This window comes from Bradyrhizobium sp. R2.2-H, assembly GCF_004346455.1.
In the GTDB taxonomy this organism is placed as follows: Bacteria; Pseudomonadota; Alphaproteobacteria; order Rhizobiales; family Xanthobacteraceae; genus Bradyrhizobium; species Bradyrhizobium diversitatis.
On the sequence record NZ_SMBR01000021.1, the window covers coordinates 51312 to 73097 of the forward strand.

Sequence of the window (21786 nt, forward strand, 5' to 3'; positions counted from 1 at the left end):
CCGCAGCAATCTCCAGACTTCAACGTTCGAGCTTCAGTTCTCGGACTTTGGATTTCAGTCTTTGACTTTCGGCCTTTAATTTTTGGCCTTTGGTCTTCGGTCGTGGGCCGCTCGCTGGTCGAGTTTGGGTCTCGCACAAGCTTGCGCCTGTAAACCGGCCGGCAAATCGACAAGAATTCGCCTGGGTGGACCGTTAGGAACGGTCCTCTTGGTGATTCTTGCGCAGTTGAATCTTCCGTCAGGACCGGGGATTTGGCCTCGCCTGACGTCATGGGCCCAAGTGATGGCGAACGACAGAATTGAACTCTTTGTCGGGCTGATCGAGGCCATTGACAGGCCGGGCGCGGTCGAGGCGTGCCGGCGTCTGCTCTCGGTCGACGAACGAGCCCGGGCCGATCGCTTCATGTTCGAGCGGCACCGGCGGCAATACATCTTCGCGCACGCCATGTTGCGCCTCGCACTATCGCAGGTCGCGCGCAACGTCGCGCCCTCCGACTGGTCCTTTGCCGCGGGCCGCTATGGGCGGCCGTTTGTCGCAGCGCCGGTCAGCTCGACCCCGCTGCATTTCAGCCTGTCGCATGCCGACGGCTGCGTAGCCTGCGTGGTGTCGCGGCATGAGGCCGTCGGGGTCGACGTCGAAACCGTGTCCCGGCGCGTCGCCCCGCTGTCCACCGCGCTCCGCTTCTTTGCGCCGGAGGAAGTCGAAACGCTGCGCGGACTGCCCGAGCCCGCGGCCATCGAGCGCTTCTTCGACTATTGGACGCTCAAGGAGGCCTATCTGAAGGCGCGAGGCTTTGGACTCAATCTGCCGCTCGACGCCTTCGCGATGCAGGTGTCGAGCAAGGCCATCGAGATCAGCTTCAAGCCCGACATCGCCGACGATCCGGACGGCTGGCGCTTCTCGCTGTGCTCGCCATCGCCCTCGCATCGCCTCGCGATCGCCGACGGCTCCCGTGCGGACGGCGGCCTGCCCATCAGCCGTCATGCCTGGCCGCTCCAGCAAGCGGCTGAATGATGCCGCCGCGGCTGCGCGTCTTTCCGGCGATTTCACGCAACCGCGATCCCAAGGCCTATGTCGGCGAGATGATGCGGGTGGCCGGGTTCGCCGACCGCAACGGCTTCGAAGGCATCCTGCTGTTCGAAGGCAATGACGTGTTCGTCGAGCCCTGGACGATGGCCCAGCACATCATGGCAGAGACGACGCGGAGTTCGCCGCTGATCGCCGTCAATCCGCTCCACATGCACCCGTTCACGGCCGCGAAATTCGCTTCGTCCTTCGCGCAGCTCTACGGCCGCAAGGTCTATCTCAACATGATCACGGGGACGGCGATCAGCGACTTGCAGGGACTGGGCGACGAGCAGTCGCATGCCGATCGTTACGTTCGGCTCGGCGAATACGTCGCGCTGATGCGCCAGTTGCTGGCAAGCCCGCGACCCGTCAATTTCGCGGGCCGGTTCTACCGCGCCAGCAATCTGCAACTTCGTCCGCGCCTGCCCGCGGAGCTGATGCCGGAGTTCCTCATCGCCGGCCAATCCGAGGCGGCCCGGCGCGTCGCGGAGGAGACCGGCTGCATCAAGATGCAGATGCTGCCGCCCGACCTCGATCGCGGGCTCGACGCAGCAGGCATGAATTTTGGAATTTTCGCGCGCGAGCGGCGCGACGAGGCCCGACAGGCCGCAACGGCGCGCTTCCGCGACAATCAAGATGATCGCGAGCTGCTCGCGCTCACCGTGGAGAACAGCGACTCCGTGTGGAAGCGCCGGCTCCACGAGGGGCAAAGCGGCGAGCTTCAGGACAACGGCTACTGGCTGCTGCCGTTCCTGACCTTCCAGGCCGACTGCCCGTATCTCGTCGGCAGCTACGACGAGATCGGCGCGAAGCTGAAGCAGTTTTCGGCGAAAGGCCTGACCACGATCATGCTCGACATGGTCGCCGACGAGTCCGAGATGCAGCACGTCTGCAAGGCGCTCGCGGCGAGCGGGACGTTCTAGGCTCTTCTCCTTCCCCCGCACGCGGCAGAGCTATGCATATGAGGAAACGCGGCGGGAAACTCGCCCTGCGGCCATCCTTCGAGACGCCCGCCTCCGGCGGGCCCTCAGGATGAGGGCGCGTTTTGCGGCGAGATATCAGACCCTCATGGTGAGGAGCCCGCCAAAGCGGGCGTCTCGAACTATGCAGGCCCGGCTCATCCGGCAACCCCCACTGTCATATGCGATAGCCCTGCTCGCTTGCGGGGAGAGGCGAAAGAGACCTCACCTTGCTTCTTCGAATCCTGCCAGCACCGAGGTCAGGTTCGCGCCGAGGATATCCGAGAGATAACCGCCCTCCTGCACGAACACGGTCGGCAGGCCCATTTTTGCGATGGCCTGACCGATGCGGCGGAAGCCGGGCGTGGTGACGGCCAATCCCTTCAGTGGATCGTGCTCGGAGGCATCGAGACCGAGCGCGATGACGAGGGCGCCCGGCGCAAACGACTCGATCGCCTTGCGCGCGAGGTCCAGCGCCTGGATGTAGCCGTCATCGCCGGTGCCGATGGCCAGCGGAATGTTGAGATTGGTGCCGAGACCGGGGCCTTCGCCGTGCTCATGCGCATAGCCCCACACGAAGGGGTAATAGGCGGTCGGATCGGCATGGATCGAGATCGTGTAGACGTCCGGCCGTGCGTAGAAGATGCCTTGCGTGCCGTTGCCGTGATGGACGTCGACGTCGAGGATCACGACGCGCTCGTGCTTGAGCCGCAGATGCGCGGCGGCGATCGCGCTGTTGTTGAGAAAGCAGAAGCCGCCGGCCATGTCGCGATAGGCGTGATGGCCGGGCGGACGGCACAGCGCGTAGGTCGCGTCCTCGCCGTCCATCACCATCTGCGCGGCGGTAACCGCGACGTCCGTGGCGGCACAGGCGGCTGCCCACGTGCCCGGCCCGATCGGCGCTGCGGTATCTGCGGTGTGCCAGCCGAGCTTGCCGACGATGTGGGTCGGATAGGTCGCAGCATGGCGCACCGGATGGATGTTGCCGATCATCTCCGGGCCGGAATCGCCGAGCGCAGTCCAGGCGTCCCAGGCTTCGCTCAGGAACGACAGATATTCCGGACTGTGAATGCGCGCGCGCGGCCCCTGCCCGAACCTGGTCGGCTCGACCAGTTGATGCTTGCCGTCCTTCAATCCCTTGAGCAGGCGGTCTGCGCGCTCGGGCTGCTCGGTGGTGCGCTTGACGACACCGCGCACCAGGAAGAATTGCGGATCGTGGCTGCGGTGCAGTTCGGTATGGACGGCTTTCACTCAAACACTCCGTTGTCGCATGCTACTGGGCGTGCCGCAGAGTCTTGATCGCCACGGCCGCCGGATGCAAGCAAGAAGAATGCCGCTCCCTCTCCCGCTTGCGGGAGAGGGTCGGGGAGAGGGTCTTTCCTCGATGGGACAATCCCCAAGAGGAGAAAGCCCTCACCCGGCGCGCGGGACGATGCTTCGCATCGTCCGGACGCGCCGACCTCTCCCGCAAGCAAAGCGGGAGAGGTGAGCCACCCGCGGCACCGCTTCAACCTCAAGCCTTTGCTCTTCAGCAACGCCCGCGCTGGAGGCAGTGCTCGCGCCCCTGCTGGTCGGTGTGGAAGGACTCGATGTAACCGCCCTGGCGCTGGGTGACGAAGACGGTCTTGCCGTCGCTGCCGCCGAAGGCAAGGTTGGTCGGCTCCTTGGCCCTCAGCGGGATCTCGCGCTCGACCGCGCCGGTCGGCTTCATCAGCGCGATCGTGCCCTTGAGAATGCGCGCGACGTAAAGGCGGCCGGCGACGTCGGTGCGCAGGCCGTCGACGGTGTCGGGCTGAAACGACTTGACGAGTTTTGCAGCCGTCAGTTCGTTGCCGCTGATCGCATAGGACCAGATCTGGCCGCTGCTGGATTCGCCGACATAAAGCGTCTTGCCGTCCGGACTGAGATCGATGCCGTTGGTGGTGCCCATCGCGCGCGGCGCAGCCATGACCTGGCCCTGCACCATGCCGTCGGCTCCCTTCGCGATGCGCCAGATGTATCCCTGGCGGCCCTTCCAGTTCGGATCGCTCGCATAGATCGTGCCGTCGCGGGCGATGGTGATGTCGTTGGGCTGGTTCATCTCCTCGGAGTGAAACCAGACGGCCGGCTTGGTCGCGCCCTTCGGGATCGCGAAGATATTGTGCTTCTTGTAGTCGGCAATGAACATGGTGCCGTTCCGATCGAAACGGATGGCATTGCCGACACTGCCTTCGGGAAGCACGGTGAACAGCTCCGACGCCGCGCCGCCGGCCGGCAGCCGGCCGATGGTGCCGGGCTTGCCGAGATTGACCACGAAGAGGTTGCCGTCGATGTCGGCGGCGGGCCCTTCGATGCCGAACGTGTATTCTCCCGCAGGCGTCACCTGCACGCTTTCGAACAGCCTGGTTTCGGCCCGGGCGGACGCGGTCGCAATGACGAGAAGAACGCTACCGCACAGGCACCAGAAATTCCTGCCGGATGTAATAGCCATCGCCGTCGGTGCACTCGCCGTTCAGATAGGGATCGGCCGGCCGGAAGAAGCGGCTGAAGCCGGGTTTGTCTACAGCGCTCCTTTGTGTCACGACGACGACCTTGGCGGCCGGTATTTCGCCGCATTCCTTGTTCGTCCTGCCGTAGAACTTGCGCTGCGGCGGACCCGACTTGATCCGCATCCGCGTGCCCGGAACCGTGTTCGCGACGAGCTGATCCGCGGTATCCAGCAGACGTTTGTAGCCGGGCTCGGTCTTCGGCAGGCTCTCGCCGCCCGGCGGCATCAGCTTCTCCGCGCCAAGGCCGCGCAGGCGCGTGCGCAGCTTGCCGGCGTCGGGATCGCCCGGATAGATCCAGCCGTCCTGCGACAGCATGAAGCGCAGCACGGCCCCGTCCTTCTCCGTCTCCGATTGACCCGGCGCCAGGCCGAAATCCGCGTGGCAGCCGACGCAATGCTTCTCGACGAGGCCCTTGCGCAGCGTGGTGAGCCGGGCGCTGTTCTGCGTGTCCCTGGCGACGAAGGCCGCGAGCTGGTCGATCATGGCCTGGCTGCGCATGTCACAGGGCAGCGGTGGCGGCGGATCACCCGCGGCGCGATCGATCCGGATGACGGTCTTGTTCTTGTCTTCGACCAGCCAGATCGCGCCGTCCTCGGCGACCGTCATGCCGACGGGCGCACCTTGCGGCCGCGCGCCGTTGACGCGGTGCCAGCCTGCAATCAGTTCCTCGAACGGCGCGGCAGCGACTTCGCCGGCGTCGGTCTGGAAGCTGCGGGTCGGGTCGGCGGCACAACTGACGTGATACCGCACCGGCGCCGGGGCAGGTTTGGGAAAGCCGTGATCGTCGACGTCATAGACGAGCAGGCGGCTGCCGGTCGGGCGATAGCCATGCAGGCCGACCAGCAGCTTGCCTTCGAGTTCCGGGAATTTGCCGCCGTGATAGTACAGCATCGCGAGCGGCGCACCGTGCGGCGGCAGCAGCGAGAACGGCGCCTTGTAGAGCGCATTGGCCGTGCAGAGCGATTTGTAAATCCCCGATTGCAGCACTCGCCTGAATTCGGGACTCGGCGTCGACAGGTCGTAGCAATAGGGCCAGCCATAGTGCCGGCCCTGCTCGATCGCGTTGATCTCCTCGTTCGGCTTGAAGATGTCAGGCAGATCGCGACCGTTCTCGCCCTGCAGGAAGGCGTAACCAGCGTCCGGAAACATCGGGTGCAGCACCAGCGCCATCGAATTGCGCAGGCCGCGCGCATAGACGGTGTGCGGCGGGTCGGGATCGCCAGGCTTCAAGGCCGGAAACACACCGCCCGCTGGCGGCGTGAACAGCCAGATCGAGGCCAGCGCTGACGCGCCCTCGGCCGCCGCACAGGGTTTTGTGATCGGCGCCGGCGTGACGCAGTCGTCGCTGTGCGAGCCGACATTGACGAACAGCCGGCCGTCGCGATCGAACACGAACTGCTTGAGCGGATGCGCGCTCTCGTCGAGCCTGGTGCCATCCGGCAGCCTGATCCGCCGGCCGGGCAGATGACGAATGATGGTCTCCATCGTGCTCCGCGGATTGTCCGCGAGCGGATCGAACCGGAAGATCGTCTCCGGGGTCGAGGCATAGAGCTTCCTCTCCGGGCCGATGACGAGGCCGAACGGATACTCGATTCCGGTCAGCAGCTCCTTGAAACGTCGGTCCTGTCGCGCGTGCGGGTCGAGCAGCAGCAGCCGTCCATCGGAATGACCCCAGCCGCCCATGTCGGCCACGACGAACAGGTCGCGGCCGGGCACCTGGACGATCGAACGCGGAAATTCGAGATGATCCTCTTCGCTGGCGACGAGCCCGGCGCAGAATCCCGCCTTCATGTCGATCTGAATCCTGGGAAAAGCGAGATCGCCGCTGCCGCAAACGTCCGTGCCGGTCGCATAGCCGCTTTTCCTGACCGGCTCGGAAGAAGCCGGGGCGAAGGCGAGCAACGCGCCGGCGACGGCCGCCGCAAACACGCGCAGGCCTCGGCGTTCGCTCAGGAATGTGAATTGGTTCACGGTGCCCCCGACCTTCCCGGAAAACTTGTTCCATGCCGCCGGAACGCCGTCCAGTTGATCATCACCCGCCTGTGATAAAACCTGTAGCGGCTTCCGCAGCGACCAACCTCCGTAGATTCCCTTACCGGGCTCGACCCGAATGTCTCGCGAATGCCTTGGGTGGTATCGATATGCCATCCCGATCGCTCTCACAGGAGGCGCACATGGTCCAGGTCTATTTCCACTGCTCCAATACCGAGGGCACGCTGATCGACCGCTCCGGCGCCGCCGTGTCCAATCTCACCGAGGCCCGCGACCATGCCGCCCAGATCATGCGGTCGATGATCCTGACGCCGAGCAGCGAAGATTGGCGCGACTGGGTGATTCACGTCAGCGACGATGACGGCGAGGAGATTTTCGATCTCCCGTTCACCGCCATTCTCGGCAAGCCGCATTGAGGTGATGCCATGTTGCTGTCGTCACTGAACCTGCTCCGCCAGCCCCTGACCTTCGTCACCACCAAATGGCAGACGATGATCCGCGTCGCGGGCACCCCCTACCGCCCCGAGCTGCATTACATGCGCGGGCCCGGCCCGAAATGGCGCGCCAAGCATCAGGCCAGCCAGCTGGACCGCTTGCGCTGAGGCGGCGCTTTCGGCGCTTTTTCACACATCTGTATTTTTCGTTATGGCCGGGCTTGTCCCGGCCATCCACGTTTTCGGATGCGGATATGAAGACGTGGATGCCCGGGACAAGCCCGGGCATGACGAGATTGGGGAGCAGCCCCGCACCTCACCTCCCGGTAAACATCGCCTTGCGCTTCTCGATGAAGGCATTGCGGCCTTCGATGGCGTCCGCGCTCTTGCGGATCGTGGCCTGGAGCTCGATCTCGCGGCGGAACTGCGCCTCGTAGGTCGCATGCTCGCTCTCCTCGATCAGCGCGCGCGTTGCCACCAAGGCGCGCGTCGGACCATCAGCCAGACGGCGTGCCAGCGTCAGCGCCTCCTCCATCAGCTTGGCATCGTCGACGACCTGCCGCACCAGGCCGATCTCCTGCGCACGTTCCGCCGTCAGCGGCTCGTTCAGCAGCATCAGCTCGAGCGCGCGCTGCCGGCCGACCAGCCGCGGCAGCAGCCAGGTCGAGCCGAGATCGGGCACCAGCGCGATGCGGCTGAACACCTGGATGAAGCTTGCTGACCGCGCCGCGACGATCATGTCGCCAGCCATCGCCAGACTGAAGCCGCCGCCGGCCGCCACGCCATTGACGGCGACCACCACGGGCACGCGGCACTCGCGCAAGGCCTTGAAGGCCGGCCAGTAGAAGCGCATGACGCCGGCGGCGATATCCTGGCCGAGCGCCTCCGAAGCCTTCAGGTTCTGGCCCGAGCAGAAGCCGCGCCCGGCCCCGGTCAGGATGAGGGCGCGGACGTCCTCGTCCTTCGTCATCTCGGCGAGGGCGGCGGCGAGCGCGCCGAGCAGGTCCGGCGTCATTGCGTTCAGGCTCGCCGGCTCGTCGAGGGTCAAGATCCCGACCGTGCCATCCCGCGCCTGTTTCACACCAGCCATGTCGCTGCTCCCTTTTGATGTTCTCGTTCTCCGCAATGTGCCATGGTCCGCGCGCTCCGCCAATTGCGGAGCCTCGATCTCAACGCAGCACACAAGACGACATCATGCCTCACCAGTTCAGCCTCAACCAAACCGTCCGCAAACCCGCCGTCAGATCCAAGGGCGGCATCGTCGCCTCGCAATCGCGGCGAGCGGCCGAGGTCGGCGCCGAGGTGCTGGCGGCGGGCGGCGACTGCGTGGACGCGATCGTGGCAACCACCATGGCGCTGAACGTGCTGGAGCCCTGGAACAGCGGCATCGGCGGCGGCGGTGCGATGGTGCTCTACCGCGCCAAGGAAAATCGCTACGAGGTGATCGACTACGGCATGTCTGCGCCGCAGAGCCTGCGCGCTGCCGACTATCCGCTCAGCGGCGAAGGCGCGGCCTCCGATCTCTTCCCCTGGCCGCGGGTGAAGGACGATCGCAACATCCACGGTCCCGGGTCGATCGCCGTGCCTGGCGTCGTCGCCGGAATGGAAGAGGCGCATCGCCGCCACGCCAAAATGCCGTGGAAGGATCTGGTCGCGCCGGCGGCCGCGCTTGCCGGTGAAGGCCTGCTGGTCGATTGGTGGACCACGGTGACGATCTCGGGCTCGGCCGCCGATCTCAGGCGCTATCCCGCGAGCGCCGCGGCGTTCCTGAAGGACGGGCTGCCACCGAGCGCACCATGGGGGATCAAGGCCGAGACGCGTTTGCCGCAAGACACGCTGAAAGCAACGCTGTCCCATCTCGCCGAAGCCGGACCGCGCGATTTCTATCAGGGTGACCTCGCCAGGAGCATCGCCTCCGACATCAAGGCTGATGGCGGTTCGCTGTCGGTCGAGGACCTCGCCGCCTTCCGCGCGCATTTGCGCGAGCCGCTGGCGATCCCGTATCGCGGCGGCAAGGTGTTTGCGACGCCGGAACTCACGGCCGGCCCGACCATGGCGCATGCGCTGCGCCTGCTGCAGCAGAATTTGAAGCCGGCAGGCACGCTGGACGCGGCCGCCTATGTCGAATATGCACTCGCCTTGCAGGCTGCCTTCCGCGAGCGGCTCAAGGACATGGGCGATGCCGACGGCAAGCGCTCGCTCGGTGCCGAATATCTCGCGCCCGCCTGCACCACGCATTTCTCCGTGGTCGACCGCCACGGCAACATCGCGGCGGTGACGCAGACGCTGCTCTCGTCGTTCGGCTCGAGATACGTCACGCCGCACACCGGCATCGCCATGAACAACGGCATCATGTGGTTCGACCCGACGCCGGGTACGACCAACTCGCTCGCGCCCGGCAAGCGCTGCCTCTGCAACTACACGCCTGTCATCGCGGAGACGAAGGATGGCAAGCGGCTCGCGGTCGGCGCCTCCGGCGGCCGCCGCATCCTGCCGTCGGTGATGCAGCTCGTGTCCTTTGCGATGGATTTCGGCATGGACCTCGATGCCGCCATTCACCAGCCGCGCATCGACGCCAGCGAGGGCGCGGTGGTGATCGGCGATGCGCGGCTGCCGGCGGAGGTGCGCAAAGCCCTGGCCGCGCGCTTCGACTACGAAGAGTGCCAGGTGCAGACACTGCCGCAGAAATTCGCCTGCCCGAGCGTTGTGATGCGCGAGGGCGACACGAATTCTGGCGCGGTCGAGATCTTTCAGCCCTGGGCCGACGCGGTGGCGGAGGTCTGAGGCTAAACTCCCAACCGGTCCCGCACGCGGCCCGCAATCACCGCGGTCGTCACCCCGACCGGCCAGAACGCGTGCAGCGGGATCGGCTTGATGCCTGTGATCGGCATGTCGATCTCGGCCTTGGCGCCGCCGATCAGTCGGCGCGCAAGTTGCGCCCCCATCGCGGTCGAGAGCGCGACGCCGCGGCCGTTGCAGCCGAGCGAGATCAGGATGTTTTCCGCTGGTTCATGCACGTGGGGGTAATGATCCGCGGTGATGGCGAGGCGGCTATTCCAGCCGTGCGTCCAGGCGACGCCCTTCAGCTGCGGCCACAGCCTCTCGGCATATCGCATAAGATAGGCAACGTCATATGGCGACTTGATCCAGCGCATCGGGCCGCGGCCGCCCATCAAGAGGCGGCTCTGCTGATCGATGCGGTAATAGACCGTGATGTGGCCGCTCTCGTAGAGGACGGGGCGCGTCGGCATGATCGAACGGGCGACCTCGTCGGAGAGCGGCGCGGTGGCGGCGATCGAGGAGAACACCGGCACGATGGTGCGGCGAAGCGCCGGCCAGAGGTCATCTGTGAAGCCATTGGTGGCGAGCAGCACCTTGTCCGCGTACACCACCGCGCGCGGCGTCTCGATGCGCCAGCGCGTGCCGTCGCGGCGCAGGGACAATGCCGGTGTCTCGCCAAAAACCTTCGCCCCCGCCGAGATCGCCGCGCGCGCAAGGCCACGGGCGTAGCTCAGGGGATGCAGATCGCCGCCGCGCGTGTCCAGCATGGCACCGATGTAGCGGTCGGTGCCCGTCATCTCACGGAGTTGCTCACGGTTCAGATGGGTCACCGGCATACCGCGACGGATGCACTGCTGCGCTGTCGTCTCGATCGCAGCGGCGCTGGCCTCATTGTAAGCCGCGCGCAGGGTGCCGTTCTGCCGCGCCTCGCAGGGAATCTGGTAACGGCGGATCAGCTCATGGGTGAAATTCGTGGTGCCGTAGGCGAACTCGATCATGCGGCGACCGAGGTCCGCGCCGAAATCCGCTTCGATCTGATCGGGATCGTGCTTCAAGCCGGGATTGGTGTGGCCGCCATTGTTGCCGGACGCGCCCCAGCCCGGCTCCTGCGCCTCCAGCACCAGCGCCTCGACGCCCTGCTCGGCGAGATGCAACGCGGTGGAGAGGCCGGTGTAGCCGCCGCCGACGATTGCGACCGAGACGCTCTTGTCGGCGTCGAGCGGCGGCGTGGCCACGGGTGCGACGGCGGTGTCGGCATAGAGCGAGGGCGGCAGAGGCAGGCGCGTCATTGGCGAAGACCGGTCAGAGCGGATGCAGCACACGGCGCAGGAAATCCTGCGTGCGCGGATGCTGCGGTTGGTTGAGCAGCGCCTTGGCCGGCCCCTGCTCGACGATGACGCCGCCGTCGATGAACAGCACGCGGTCGGCAACGTCGCGGGCAAAGCCCATTTCGTGGGTGACGACGACCATGGTCATGCCGTCGTCGGCGAGCTTGCGCATGACGCCGAGGACGTCGCCGACCAGCTCGGGGTCGAGCGCCGAGGTCGGCTCGTCGAACAGGATGGCCTTGGGCTGCATCGCGAGCGCCCGCGCGATCGCGACGCGCTGCTGCTGGCCGCCGGAGAGCTGCGGTGGATGCGCATCGGCCTTCTCGGCGAGCCCGACCTGGGCGAGCAGCATGCGGCCGCGCTCGAGCGCCTGCGCGCGCGACTCTTTCTTCACATAGAGCGGCCCCTCGACCACGTTCTCCAGCGCCGTGCGGTGTGGGAACAGATTGAAGCGCTGGAACACCATCGAGACCTGGGTACGGATATCCACGATCGACGGCGCGTCGCGGTCGACCTTCAGCCCCTCGACGCTGATCTCGCCGCGGTCGTAGCTCTCCAGCCCGTTGATGCAGCGCAGGATGGTCGATTTGCCGGAACCCGAGGGGCCGATGATGCAGACCACCTCGCCCTTCTGGACGGAGGCCGTGATGCCCTTGAGCACCTCGACCTTGCCGAAACTCTTGTGGACGTCGCTCAGCTCGATCATCGCTTGCCTGCCCGCTTCTCGAAGTGACGGACCAGCAGGATCAGCGGGATGCTCATGGTGAGATACATCAGCGCCACCAGCGTGAACACGCTGGTATTCTTGAAGGTCGACGAGGCGATCAGCTTGCCTTGCAGCGCGAGCTCGGCGACCGTGATGGTCGAGGCCTGCGACGAGTCCTTCAGCATCATGATCATGACGTTGCCGTAGGGCGGCAGCACGATGCGCACGGCCTGCGGCAGCACCACGCGCCGCATGGTGAGCCACCAGCCCATGCCGATCGACTGCGCCGCCTCGATCTGGCCCTTGTCGATCGCCTCGATACCGGCGCGGAAATTCTCCGCCTGGTAGGCCGAATAGGCGATGCCGAGCCCGAGGATCGCGGCCTGCAGGGCCGACAGCGTGACGCCGAGATCGGGCATCACGAAGTAGAGGTAGAACAACAGCACGATGATCGGGATGCCGCGGATCACGTTGATCAGGCTGGCGCTGAGCATCGACAGCGCCTTGATGCCGGAGACCCGCATCATCGCCCAGACGAGGCCGAGCACCGTCGAGAGCAGCAGCGAGCCGATCGTGACGACGATCGTCAGCGCGACGCCGTTCATCAGGATCGGGAAGAACTCGACGGCGTCGTGCCAGAAGCCTTTCATCGGGCAGCCTGGTCTCTACCGATCAACCCTGGGCCTTCAGGCCCCATTTATCCAGGATCTTGTCGATGGTGCCGTTGGCCTTGAGCTTCGCCAGCGAGGCGTTGATCTTGCCGAGCAGCGCAGTCTCGCCCTTGCGCACGCCGATGCCGACCGAGCCGACCGTGACCGGCTTGTAGCCGTCGACGAGGCGCACCTCTGGGAAGCCGCCCTGCTTCAGATTGTAGGCGAGGATCGGATAGTCGGCGTAGCCGGCCTTGAGGCGCCCGGTATTCACGTCGCGCAGGATGTCGGGAATGGTGTCGTAAGCCTTCACCTCGGCAAACAGGCCGGATTTTTTCAGCGCATCGACGAAGGCGGTGCCGACCTGGGCGCCGACCGTCGCGCCTTTCAGATCGTCCTGCGTGGCATAGGCCTTGGTGTCGGACTTCGGCACCACGAGGCCCTCGCCGTAGCTGTAGATCGGGTCGGAGAAGTCGACGACCTCCTTGCGCGGCGGCGTGATGAACATCGCAGCCGCAATGATGTCGATCTTGCTCGAGGTCAGCGACGGGATCAGGGCCGAGAACTGCATCGGCTCGATCTGCACGTTGAAGCCGGCGTCCTTGCCGACCTCGGTGATGAGATCGACCATGATGCCCTGGATGGTGTTGGTCTTGGTGTCGAGGAAGGTGAAGGGAATGCCCGTCGGCGTCGAGCCGACCTTCAGCACCTGCTGCGCCGAGGCCGGCACCACGGTTGCAATTGCGAGCGCCGCGATCGCGGCCAGACCAAAACGCTTCATCGCATCCCCCTTTGGGCTCGGCCGGTGGCGGCGCTCGCGCATGTCGTGATCAGACGTTGCGAGCCAAGCCATTTCGGCCTATTTTCACCAATATGAAAATTTGGTCATACTTTCACAGACGATGCAAGCGGTTTTCATGCACATGAAGGAAGCGGTTTGACGTGAGCGGTGGCAAAAGAATGCGCAAACCGGCCGCCGCAAAGCCGGCGAACAAGGTGAAGGCCAAGGCCAGGACCAAGTCTGTCACCAGGCAGGCGGAGCCGGCGATGGACGTCGCGGTCGGCCGCCGCATCAGGGATCTCAGGCGGATCCGGCAATTCTCGCTGGAAACGGTCGCCGCGCGGACGGACCTGTCGATCGGCTTTCTCAGCCAGATCGAGCGCGGGCTGTCGTCGCCGTCGCTGCGCGTGCTGGCAACGCTCGCCGACGTGCTCGGCGTCGGCATCGCCGCGCTGTTCGGCGCCAGCCCGGGCACCGACGGCGCCTCCGACCAGGTTGTCACGCGCGGCCTGCAGCGCCCGGAGCTGAAGCTCTGGCGCACCGGCGTGTCAAAACAACTGCTGAGCCCGGCCAGCGCCGACAACAAGCTCAACCTGTTCCTGGTGCACCTGGAGCCCGGCGGCTCCACCGGCGACGAGCTCTACACCCATGACGGCGAGGAAGCCGGCCTCGTGCTCGAAGGCGAGATGATGCTGACGGTCGACAGCGAGACGTGGTCGCTGAAGACGGGTGACAGTTTTCGCTTCGCGAGCCGCAGGCCGCACCGGTTTTCAAATCCGGCGAACGATGCGAAGGCCGTGGTGCTGTGGGTGAATTGCGTGACGGGGGCGGGGTGACTGCTCTCCCTCTCCCCGTTCTTACGGGGAGAGGGTTGGGGTGAGGGGCCGCTTCCGCAAAGACGGAACAGCGGGACTCGCGGAGGCTCCCCCTCACCCGGAATTTGCTGCGCAAATTCCGGCCTCTCCCCGCACGCGGGGAGAGGCGAAGAAATCACCCGAACCGATGATTGTACCTGTCCACCGTCAGCGCACTGACGTCGATCTCAGGCTTCCTGCCCGACAGCATGTCGGCGAGCACGCGGCCAGAGCCGCAGGACATGGTCCAGCCCAGCGTGCCGTGGCCGGTGTTGAGGTGGAGATTGGCGTATTGGGTCGGGCCGATCACGGGCGGGCCGTCCGGCGTCATCGGGCGCAGGCCGCTCCAGAACGTCGCCTTGGCGAGATCGCCGCCGCGCGGGAACAGGTCGGTCAGCGAATGATCGAGCGTGGCGCGGCGCGCGTCATAAAGCTTGTCCGAGAAGCCCGAGATTTCGGCGGTGCCGCCGACGCGGATGCGATCGCCGAGACGGGTGATCGCGACCTTGTAGCTCTCGTCCATCACGGTGGATTCCGGCGCGCCGGAGGCGTCCTTGATCGGCACCGTGATCGAATAGCCCTTCACCGGATAGACCGGCAGCGAGATGCCGAGCGGCGCGACGAGCCGCGACGACCAGCTGCCGAGCGCGAGCACGTAAGCGTCCGCCTGCAACAGGCCGGCGCTGGTCGCGACGCCGCTGACGCGGGCGCCCTCGGTGACGATGCGATCGATGCCGGTGTTGAACATGAAGCGCACGCCGAGCGCCTCGGCATGCTTGGCCAGCGACTGGGTGAACATGTGGCAGTCGCCGGTCTCGTCCTGCGGCAGGCGAAGGCCGCCGACGAACTTCTCCTTCACTCCGCCGAGCGCCGGCTCGACCGCAATGCAGCCCTCGCGGCTCAGCACCTCGAAGGGCACGCCGTATTGCTTGAGCACCGCGATGTCTTCGCCGGTGCCGTCGAGCTGGGCCTGGTAGCGAAACAGCTGCAGCGTACCTTGCGAGCGCTCGTCATACTGGATGCCGATGTCGCGGCGCAGATCGCGCAAGCGATCGCGGCTGTATTCCGCGATCGGAATCATCCGGCTCTTGTTGACCGCGTAGCGCTCACTGGTGCAGTTGCGCAGCATCTTGAGCAGCCAGACCCACATCACCGGATCGAGCTTCGGCCGGATCACCAACGGGCCGTGCTTCATCAGAAGCCACTTGATCGCCTTCACCGGCACACCGGGGCCGGCCCAGGGCGAGGAATAGCCGGGCGACACCTCGCCGGCATTGGCGAAAGAGGTCTCCAGTGCCGGCTCCGGCTGGCGGTCGACGACCGTCACGTCATGGCCGGCACGCGCGAGGTAGTAGGCAGAGGTGACACCGATGACACCGCTGCCGAGGATCAGAACTTTCACGCTTCGTCAAACTCCCGCGGCATCACGCTCGCCGCTGCAAGGAAACAACTCGCAACGGCGAGAGCAATTATCAGGCCACCTTCTTGATGGCGTCGCCGAGGATCGAAACCATCTGGTCGATGTGGCTCTTCTCGACGATGAGCGGGGGCGACATCGCAACGGAGTCGCCACCGGTGCGAAGGTAGAGGCCGCTGTTGAAGCATTCGACCAGCATGTCGTAGCCGCGTGCACCTACCGCGCCGTCACGTGGTGCGAGCTCGACCGCGCCCATCAGGCCGCAGTTGCGGATGTCGACGACGTTCGGCAGACCCTTCAGCGAATGCAGCGCATCGCGCCAGTATTCGGCGAGCGAGGCACCGCGCGTGAGCAGGCCTTCGTCCTTGTAGATGTCGAGGGTCGCGATGCCCGCTGCACACGCGACCGGATGTGCCGAATAGGTGTAGCCGTGGAACAGCTCGATCTGGTTCTCCGGGCCGTTCATCATGCCGTCGTAGATCTTGCGGCTGGCGAACACCGCGCCGCAGGGCACGGTCCCGTTGGTGATGCCCTTGGCGGTCGTCATCAGGTCCGGCGTGACGCCGAAGAAATTGGCGGCGAACGGCGTGCCGAGGCGGCCGAAGCCGGTGATGACTTCGTCGAAGATCAGCAGGATGCCGTGCTTGTCGCAGATCGCGCGCAGGCGCTGGAGATAGTTCTTCGGCGGCGGCAGCACCGCGGTCGAGCCCGGCACCGGCTCGACGATGACGGCGGCGATCGTCTCCGCGCCGTGCAGCGCGACCAGACGCTCGAGATCGTCGGCGAGCTCGGCGCCATGCTCGGGCAGGTCCTTGGCGAAGGCGTTGCGGGCGAGATCATGGGTGTGGCGGATGTGATCGACGCCCGGCAGGAGGGTGGTGAAGGCACGGCGGTTGGCAACCATGCCGCCGACCGAGGTGCCGCCGAAGCCGACGCCGTGATAGCCGCGCTCGCGGCCGATCAGGCGGGTGCGGCTCGCCTGGCCGTTGGCGCGGTGATAGGCGAGCGCGATCTTCAGCGCGGTGTCGACCGACTCGGAGCCGGAGTTGGTGAAGAAGACGCGGTCGAGACCCTTCGGCGCGACCTCGGCGAGCCGCTCGGCGAAGTCGAACGCCAGCGGATGGCCCATCTGGAACGACGGCGCGAAGTCCAGCGTCATCAGCTGCCGCTCGACGGCGGCGGCGATCTGCCTGCGGCCGTGGCCGGCGTTGACGCACCAGAGGCCGGCCGAGCCGTCGATCACCTGGCGGCCGTCGACGCTGGTGTAGTACATGCCCTCGGCCGAGGAGAACAGGCGCGGCGACTTCTTGAACTGCCGGTTGGCCGTGAACGGCATCCAGTACGAATCGGTCTTGATGGTGTTCGGAATCTGATGAAGGGTCACGGCCGCGCTCCTTTGCTGACCCAATAGCTGAGACACGGTTTCGGAACCGCAACAAGTCCTTTTCTGGCGACCTGCAAGCCATTGATTCGACTTGGCCCTTCGGTCCATATTTGCGCGATCCGCAACACCTGTAACAGGGACCAGGGGCATGAGCGTCGACATCGGTGGACGGCTGCGATTCATCCGGGCGCGCCACAAGCTGTCGCAGCGCGAACTCGCCAAGCGCGCCGGCGTCACCAATTCGACGATCTCGCTGATCGAATCCAACCAGATGAACCCGTCGGTCGGTGCGCTCAAGCGCATCCTCGACGGCATCCCGATGGGGCTCGCCGAGTTCTTCGCGCTGGAGCCGGAGTCGAGGCGAAAGATCTTCTACCGTGCCGAGGAACTCACTGAAGTCGGCAAGAAGCCGATCTCGTATCGGCAAGTCGGCGACAATCTGTTCGGCCGCAGCCTGCAGATCCTGAAGGAGCGCTACGAACCCGGCAGCGACACCGGCCGCGTGCATCTCGTCCATGACGGCGAGGAAGGCGGCATCGTGATCTCGGGCAAGCTCGAGGTCACCGTCGAGGACGAGCGCCGCATCCTCAATCCCGGCGATGCCTATTATTTCGAAAGCCGCCGGCCGCATCGCTTCCGCTGCGTCGGCGGCAAGCCCTGCGAAGTGATCTCGGCCTGCACACCGCCGACGTTTTGAAGGCGCGATAGGGTATCCGGACTCTTACGGAGTCACCGGTTTCTTACGGAGCTTGAGCCATCTCAATTTCCCCGGGCCGCACCGCTATATATTGCGAACCGTAGCCGAACAGCCTGGCGCAAAAGGTGCTGAGGTTATCGCCCGGTGTCCCAGGCACGCCGGGGACCGCGTCGTAACAGGGCTCGCAGATGAAGATCACGCTCGCCAATGCAGAAGCCGCGCTCGACGAAGTCCAGCGCGACGCCGACAAGCTCCATTCGCGCGAGCTGCGCAAGGTCATCGCCGACTACATCGCGATGCAGCGAGAGGCGCTGAAGGCGCTCCGCAAGAAGCTGCATTGACGAGGCGCGGCGGAGCGAGAAGATCTCGCCCCGCCCTTTTGCCTCAAAGCTGCGTCAGCAACTCCTCGATCCGGATCGGAAAGCGGCGGACGCGCACGCCGGTCGCGTGCCAGACCGCGTTGGCGACCGCACCGGCGCTGCCGGTGATGCCGATCTCGCCGACGCCCTTGATGCCGAGCGCGTTCACGTGCGGATCGTGCTCCTCGACCGTGATGACGTCGAGCGGCGGCACGTCGGCATTCACCGGGATGTGGTACTCGCCAAGATTGGCGTTCATGATCCGTCCGCTGCGCCGGTCGGTGATGGCCTCCTCGTGCAGCGCGAACGACATGCCCCAGATCATGCCGCCGAACAGCTGGCTCTGCACCATGCGTGGATTGACGATACGCCCGGCCGCGAAGGCGCCGACCATGCGGGTGACGCGGACCTGGCCGAGATCGGGATCGACCTTCACTTCCGCGAACACCGCGCCGTGGGCGTGCATCGCATATTCCTCCATCGCGGCAGGGTTCGGCGCGCCGGTGCCGCGCGCCTCGACCTCGGCGACGCCGGCGCGCGCGAGGATCTCGGGATAGCTCTCGCCGCGGCTCTCGTCGTCACGACGGATCAGCCTGCCATCGCGCGCGATCACGCCGGCATTGCCGGCGCCGAACAGCGGCGAGCGTTCGTCGTTGGTGGCGAGATCGGCGAGCCTGGCAATCACGGCCGCTCCGGCGCTGTGGATCGCGGCACCGGCGGTGGCCGTGTGCGCCGAGCCACCGGCGATGCCGGCATCCGGCAGATCGGATGTCCCCGCCTTGAACTCGACGCGGTCGACATCGAGGCCGAGACCGTCGGCCGCGATCTGGGCGAGCGCCGTCCAGGCGCCCTGCCCCATGTCATGCGCGCCGATCTCCATCAAGCCGGAGCCGTCGCGGCGGATCGCCGCCCGGGCTTCGGCCTGGAACATCAGCGCCGGGAAGGTCGCCGTGCCCATGCCCCAGCCGACCAGAAGGCCGGCATCGTCGCGCATCTGCCGCGGCCGGAGCGAACGCTTCGCCCAGCCGAAACGCGCCGCACCTTGCTCGTAACAGGCCCGCAGCGCTTTTGAAGAGAACGGCTTGCCGGTGATCGGCTCGACCTCGGCGTAGTTCTTGAGGCGGAAGGCGAGCGGATCCATGCCGCAGGCCCAGGCCATCTCGTCGATCGCGCTCTCGAGCGCAATCGAGCCGGTCGCCTCGCCCGGCGCGCGCATGAACAGCGGCGTGCCGGTGTTGACGCGCACGGCGTCATGCGAGGTGCGGATCGCGGGCGCCGCGTAGAGCGTGTGCGAGGCATCAGCGGCGGGCTCGTAGAAATCGTCGAACGTGCTCGACACCGTCCGCGCATGGTGATCGAGCGCGGTCAGACGTCCCTCGGCGTCTGCGCCGATGCGCAGGCGCTGTCGCGTCGGCGCGCGATGGCCGACCGGGCCGTACATCTGCTCACGACGCAACACCAGCTTGATCGGCCTGCCGACCAGCTTGGCGGCCATGATACCGAGGACCGGCGGACCGCCCATCAGCCCCTTGGAGCCGAAGCCGCCTCCGAGAAAGGGACTGCGAATGTGGATCTTGTCGTGCGCGATGCCGAACAGTTCGGCAATGCGCGCCAGCGACAGCATCAGACCCTGGGTCGGCATGTCCACGGACAGCCTGTCGCCGTCCCATTGAACCACGATCGCGTGCGGCTCCATCGCGTTGTGATATTGCGGCGGCGTCTCGTAAGTCGCGTCGATCCGCTTCTCGGCCGAGGCAAGGCCCGCCTCGACATCGCCGTGGTGATTTTCGGCGGGGTTACCGACACCAACGACCGGCGGCACGAAGCTCTCGCCGGCATCGAGGCCGACCAGCGGAGGCAGAGTCTCGTAACGGGGCGCCAGCAGCGCCGCGCCTTCCGTTGCGGCCTCCAGCGTTTCCGCGATCACGACCGCGATGGGCTGGTTGGCGTAACGGACTTCGTTGCTGTGCAACGCTTCCATCCGGAACACGAACGGATTGGTCTTAATCTCCGGATCGATCGCGAGCTCCGGCTTGTGGTCCGGCGTCATGACGTCGACGACGCCAGGATGGCGCTTGGCGGCGGCGACATCGAGCGAGACCACGCGGCCGCGCGCGATGCTGGACACGGCGATCACCGCGAACAGCATCCCGGGCGGATGATTGTCGGCGGCATAGGTCGCTCGCCCCGTGACCTTGAGGACGCCGTCACGGCGGGTCAGCGGCTGGCCGATGTTCGAGCCGTGCCTGAGATGGGCGGGCGCGCTGGTCAGGTTGAGCTCAGGCATGGATGGCTCCGGAGGTCGCGGCAAAGGGAGAAGCCGGCAGCGCGGGGATACGCGCAGGCGTGCCGGCGGCGGCGAGTAGCAGCGCGCGCACGACGATGCGGCGCGCGAGCTCGATCTTGAAGGCATTGTCGCCGGACGGTTTTGCGTCGGCCAGCGCCCGCCAGGCCGCCTCATGGAACGCGTCGGCCGTCGGCGCAACGTTCCTGAGCACGTCCTCCGCGGCACGGGCGCGCCAGGGCTTTGCGGCGACGCCGCCGAGCGCAAGCCGCGCCTCCGCGATCTTGCCGTTCTCGATCCGCAGCGCAGCCGTGGCCGAGACCACGGCGAAAGCATAAGACGTTCTCTCACGCACCTTCAGATAGCGCGCATGCGATGCAAACGCGCGCGCCGCTGGCGGCAGACGCACCGCGACGATGAGATCGCCGGGCTCGAGCACGGTGTCGCGCTCAGGCGTATCGCCGGGCAGGCGATGCAACTCGTCGATCGCGATCTCGCGCCGGCCGCCCCTGCCCTCGATCTCGACGACGGCGTCGAGCGCGACGAGCGGCACGCCGAAGTCGGACGGATGCGTGGCGATGCAGCTCTCGCTCCAGCCGAGCACGGCATGGCTGCGGTTCTCGCCGTCGCGGGCGTCGCAGCCGCTGCCGGCCTCGCGCTTGTTGCAGCGGCTGGCGGTGTCGTAGAAATATGCGCAGCGTGTCCGCTGCAGCAGATTGCCGCCGACGGTTGCGGCATTGCGCAACTGAGCCGACGCGCCGGAGAGCAGGGCCTCGGCGACGGCGGGATAGGACCTTGCAAAGTCCGCATCGTGCGCGAGATCGGCGTTGCTGACGAGTGCGCCGATACGCAGACTGCCGTCGGCGAGACGCTCGATCTGATCGAGGCCGTCGAGATGTGTGACGTCGACCAGCCGATCCGGACGACTGACGCCGCCCTTCATCAGATCGAGCAGGTTGGTGCCGGCGGCAAGAAAAACAGCGCCCGGCAGAGCGGCGGCGGCAACGGCCTCCGCGACCGTGGCGGGCCTGACGTAATCGAACGGCTTCATGCGGAGCGCCTCTGATTGGATTCGTCCATATGTCCTTGCGCCTCCAGCACCGCATCGACGATGCCGGCATAGGCGCCACAGCGGCAGAGATTGCCGCTCATGCATTCGCGGATGCGTTCGGGATCGTTGCCGGCCTGCGCCTCGCTCATCATGCCGATGGCGCTCATGATCTGGCCAGGCGTGCAGAAGCCGCATTGAAAACCGTCATGGGCGATAAAGGCGGCCTGCACGGGATGAAGCTGGTCGCCGCGCGCGACGCCTTCGATGGTGAGGATGTCGGCGCCGTCGTGGCTGATGGCGAGCGCGAGGCAGGAATTGATGCGCTTGCCGTCGACGAGGATGGTGCAGGCGCCGCACTGGCCGCGGTCGCATCCCTTCTTGGTTCCGGTCAGATGGAGGCGCTCACGCAGGAGATCGAGCAGCGTGACGCGCGGATCGTCGAGGACGAAGTCGCGCCGCGCACCGTTCACGGTGAGGCTGATGGAGTGGTTCATACAAGGCTCCGATCAGAT

General features: G+C 66.1%; 21 protein-coding genes. 8 read left to right on the forward strand and 13 right to left on the reverse strand.

Annotated features, from left to right (window positions below; translation table 11 throughout):
- The first annotated feature begins 283 nt into the window (after positions 1-283).
- Positions 284-1015, forward strand: a complete 732-nt coding sequence (locus EDE08_RS35455) for a 4'-phosphopantetheinyl transferase family protein (protein WP_131874583.1) — start codon at positions 284-286, stop codon at positions 1013-1015.
- Positions 1012-1992: an LLM class flavin-dependent oxidoreductase gene (locus EDE08_RS35460; RefSeq protein WP_131874582.1), complete on the forward strand. Its 981-nt coding sequence runs from the start codon at positions 1012-1014 to the stop codon at positions 1990-1992. Before EDE08_RS35455 ends, EDE08_RS35460 begins: the two co-directional genes overlap by 4 nt.
- Before the next feature lie 261 nt (positions 1993-2253).
- Here the strand turns inward: EDE08_RS35460 and EDE08_RS35465 are convergent, their stop codons facing one another.
- The 3 genes from EDE08_RS35465 to EDE08_RS35480 all read right to left on the reverse strand — a co-directional run bounded on the left by EDE08_RS35465 (position 2254) and on the right by EDE08_RS35480 (position 6527).
- Positions 2254-3279, reverse strand: coding sequence for a histone deacetylase family protein (locus EDE08_RS35465; RefSeq protein WP_131874581.1), 1026 nt, complete (start codon positions 3277-3279; stop codon positions 2254-2256).
- A gap of 277 nt (positions 3280-3556) precedes the next feature.
- Positions 3557-4498, reverse strand: coding sequence for an SMP-30/gluconolactonase/LRE family protein (locus EDE08_RS35475; protein ID WP_131874579.1), 942 nt, complete (start codon positions 4496-4498; stop codon positions 3557-3559).
- Positions 4455-6527 carry a PQQ-dependent sugar dehydrogenase gene (locus tag EDE08_RS35480; RefSeq protein ID WP_131874578.1) on the reverse strand — a complete coding sequence of 691 codons (2073 nt, stop codon included), beginning with the start codon at positions 6525-6527 and terminating at the stop codon, positions 4455-4457. Before EDE08_RS35480 ends, EDE08_RS35475 begins: the two co-directional genes overlap by 44 nt.
- A gap of 203 nt (positions 6528-6730) precedes the next feature.
- Between EDE08_RS35480 and EDE08_RS35485 the strand changes: the two genes are divergently transcribed.
- Both EDE08_RS35485 and EDE08_RS38750 read left to right on the forward strand, forming a co-directional pair.
- Positions 6731-6964 carry a DUF6894 family protein gene (locus EDE08_RS35485; protein ID WP_061879376.1) on the forward strand — a complete coding sequence of 78 codons (234 nt, stop codon included), beginning with the start codon at positions 6731-6733 and terminating at the stop codon, positions 6962-6964.
- Positions 6965-6973: 9 nt separating this feature from the next.
- Positions 6974-7150 carry a hypothetical protein gene (locus EDE08_RS38750; protein ID WP_165936362.1) on the forward strand — a complete coding sequence of 59 codons (177 nt, stop codon included), beginning with the start codon at positions 6974-6976 and terminating at the stop codon, positions 7148-7150.
- A gap of 148 nt (positions 7151-7298) precedes the next feature.
- On the opposite strand, the gene EDE08_RS35495 is transcribed toward EDE08_RS38750, so the two are convergent.
- Positions 7299-8072 carry an enoyl-CoA hydratase-related protein gene (locus tag EDE08_RS35495; RefSeq protein ID WP_131874576.1) on the reverse strand — a complete coding sequence of 258 codons (774 nt, stop codon included), beginning with the start codon at positions 8070-8072 and terminating at the stop codon, positions 7299-7301.
- Between the two features lie 104 nt (positions 8073-8176).
- Here EDE08_RS35495 and EDE08_RS35500 point away from each other — a divergent pair, with 104 nt between their 5' ends.
- On the forward strand, positions 8177-9766 hold the full coding sequence (locus tag EDE08_RS35500) for a gamma-glutamyltransferase family protein (protein ID WP_165936363.1): 1590 nt from the start codon (positions 8177-8179) through the stop codon (positions 9764-9766).
- A 2-nt stretch (positions 9767-9768) separates the two neighbouring features.
- Here the strand turns inward: EDE08_RS35500 and EDE08_RS35505 are convergent, their stop codons facing one another.
- The 4 genes from EDE08_RS35505 to EDE08_RS35520 are packed head-to-tail and all read right to left on the reverse strand — an operon-like array spanning position 9769 to position 13228.
- On the reverse strand, positions 9769-11052 hold the full coding sequence (locus EDE08_RS35505; protein WP_131874574.1) for an NAD(P)/FAD-dependent oxidoreductase: 1284 nt from the start codon (positions 11050-11052) through the stop codon (positions 9769-9771).
- Between the two features lie 13 nt (positions 11053-11065).
- Positions 11066-11797 (reverse strand): amino acid ABC transporter ATP-binding protein, encoded by a 732-nt coding sequence (locus tag EDE08_RS35510; RefSeq protein ID WP_131874573.1) that lies wholly within the window; start codon positions 11795-11797, stop codon positions 11066-11068.
- Complete coding sequence (locus EDE08_RS35515) at positions 11794-12447, reverse strand: amino acid ABC transporter permease (protein WP_061879382.1); 654 nt, start codon at positions 12445-12447, stop codon at positions 11794-11796. Before EDE08_RS35515 ends, EDE08_RS35510 begins: the two co-directional genes overlap by 4 nt.
- A 22-nt stretch (positions 12448-12469) precedes the next feature.
- On the reverse strand, positions 12470-13228 hold the full coding sequence (locus EDE08_RS35520; protein ID WP_131874572.1) for an ABC transporter substrate-binding protein: 759 nt from the start codon (positions 13226-13228) through the stop codon (positions 12470-12472).
- Between the two features lie 179 nt (positions 13229-13407).
- On the opposite strand from EDE08_RS35520, the gene EDE08_RS35525 reads away from it, so the two are divergent.
- Entirely contained in the window at positions 13408-14064 is a 657-nt protein-coding gene (locus EDE08_RS35525; RefSeq protein ID WP_165936364.1) for a helix-turn-helix domain-containing protein, read from the forward strand.
- A 154-nt stretch (positions 14065-14218) separates the two neighbouring features.
- Here EDE08_RS35525 and EDE08_RS35530 read toward each other — a convergent pair whose 3' ends face one another.
- Both EDE08_RS35530 and aptA read right to left on the reverse strand, forming a co-directional pair.
- Positions 14219-15484, reverse strand: a complete 1266-nt coding sequence (locus tag EDE08_RS35530) for a D-amino acid dehydrogenase (protein ID WP_131874813.1) — start codon at positions 15482-15484, stop codon at positions 14219-14221.
- Positions 15485-15554: 70 nt separating this feature from the next.
- Positions 15555-16883, reverse strand: coding sequence for an omega-aminotransferase AptA (gene aptA, locus EDE08_RS35535; RefSeq protein ID WP_131874812.1), 1329 nt, complete (start codon positions 16881-16883; stop codon positions 15555-15557).
- Positions 16884-17031: 148 nt separating this feature from the next.
- On the opposite strand from aptA, the gene EDE08_RS35540 reads away from it, so the two are divergent.
- Together EDE08_RS35540 and EDE08_RS38755 are read left to right on the forward strand one after the other, a co-directional pair.
- Positions 17032-17580, forward strand: a complete 549-nt coding sequence (locus EDE08_RS35540) for a cupin domain-containing protein (protein ID WP_018646206.1) — start codon at positions 17032-17034, stop codon at positions 17578-17580.
- Between the two features lie 188 nt (positions 17581-17768).
- The gene (locus EDE08_RS38755) at positions 17769-17921 is read left to right on the forward strand and encodes a hypothetical protein (protein WP_165936365.1); all 153 of its coding nucleotides are present in this window, start codon (positions 17769-17771) and stop codon (positions 17919-17921) included.
- A 43-nt stretch (positions 17922-17964) separates the two neighbouring features.
- Here the strand turns inward: EDE08_RS38755 and EDE08_RS35545 are convergent, their stop codons facing one another.
- From EDE08_RS35545 to EDE08_RS35555, 3 genes are read right to left on the reverse strand one after another with little or no spacing between them, the layout of a single operon-like run.
- Entirely contained in the window at positions 17965-20226 is a 2262-nt protein-coding gene (locus EDE08_RS35545; protein WP_131874811.1) for a xanthine dehydrogenase family protein molybdopterin-binding subunit, read from the reverse strand.
- A complete protein-coding gene (locus EDE08_RS35550) occupies positions 20219-21274 on the reverse strand; it encodes an FAD binding domain-containing protein (protein ID WP_131874810.1) in 1056 nt (351 codons plus the stop codon). Before EDE08_RS35550 ends, EDE08_RS35545 begins: the two co-directional genes overlap by 8 nt.
- A complete protein-coding gene (locus EDE08_RS35555; RefSeq protein WP_061879389.1) occupies positions 21271-21768 on the reverse strand; it encodes a (2Fe-2S)-binding protein in 498 nt (165 codons plus the stop codon). Before EDE08_RS35555 ends, EDE08_RS35550 begins: the two co-directional genes overlap by 4 nt.
- Positions 21769-21786: the final 18 nt, after the last annotated feature.

Excerpts from the sequence above, each read along its gene's own strand:
- EDE08_RS35455 (WP_131874583.1), top strand. The coding sequence starts at position 284 with ATGGCGAACGACAGAATTGAACTCTTTGTCGGGCTGATCGAGGCCATT.
- EDE08_RS35460 (WP_131874582.1), top strand. The coding sequence starts at position 1,012 with ATGATGCCGCCGCGGCTGCGCGTCTTTCCGGCGATTTCACGCAACCGC.
- EDE08_RS35475 (WP_131874579.1), bottom strand. The coding sequence starts at position 4,498 with ATGGCTATTACATCCGGCAGGAATTTCTGGTGCCTGTGCGGTAGCGTT.
- EDE08_RS35485 (WP_061879376.1), top strand. The coding sequence starts at position 6,731 with ATGGTCCAGGTCTATTTCCACTGCTCCAATACCGAGGGCACGCTGATC.
- EDE08_RS38750 (WP_165936362.1), top strand. The coding sequence starts at position 6,974 with ATGTTGCTGTCGTCACTGAACCTGCTCCGCCAGCCCCTGACCTTCGTC.
- EDE08_RS35495 (WP_131874576.1), bottom strand. The coding sequence starts at position 8,072 with ATGGCTGGTGTGAAACAGGCGCGGGATGGCACGGTCGGGATCTTGACC.
- EDE08_RS35500 (WP_165936363.1), top strand. The coding sequence starts at position 8,177 with ATGCCTCACCAGTTCAGCCTCAACCAAACCGTCCGCAAACCCGCCGTC.
- EDE08_RS35505 (WP_131874574.1), bottom strand. The coding sequence starts at position 11,052 with ATGACGCGCCTGCCTCTGCCGCCCTCGCTCTATGCCGACACCGCCGTC.
- EDE08_RS35510 (WP_131874573.1), bottom strand. The coding sequence starts at position 11,797 with ATGATCGAGCTGAGCGACGTCCACAAGAGTTTCGGCAAGGTCGAGGTG.
- EDE08_RS35515 (WP_061879382.1), bottom strand. The coding sequence starts at position 12,447 with ATGAAAGGCTTCTGGCACGACGCCGTCGAGTTCTTCCCGATCCTGATG.
- EDE08_RS35520 (WP_131874572.1), bottom strand. The coding sequence starts at position 13,228 with ATGAAGCGTTTTGGTCTGGCCGCGATCGCGGCGCTCGCAATTGCAACC.
- EDE08_RS35525 (WP_165936364.1), top strand. The coding sequence starts at position 13,408 with ATGCGCAAACCGGCCGCCGCAAAGCCGGCGAACAAGGTGAAGGCCAAG.
- EDE08_RS35540 (WP_018646206.1), top strand. The coding sequence starts at position 17,032 with ATGAGCGTCGACATCGGTGGACGGCTGCGATTCATCCGGGCGCGCCAC.
- EDE08_RS38755 (WP_165936365.1), top strand. The coding sequence starts at position 17,769 with ATGAAGATCACGCTCGCCAATGCAGAAGCCGCGCTCGACGAAGTCCAG.
- EDE08_RS35545 (WP_131874811.1), bottom strand. The coding sequence starts at position 20,226 with ATGCCTGAGCTCAACCTGACCAGCGCGCCCGCCCATCTCAGGCACGGC.
- EDE08_RS35550 (WP_131874810.1), bottom strand. The coding sequence starts at position 21,274 with ATGAAGCCGTTCGATTACGTCAGGCCCGCCACGGTCGCGGAGGCCGTT.
- EDE08_RS35555 (WP_061879389.1), bottom strand. The coding sequence starts at position 21,768 with ATGAACCACTCCATCAGCCTCACCGTGAACGGTGCGCGGCGCGACTTC.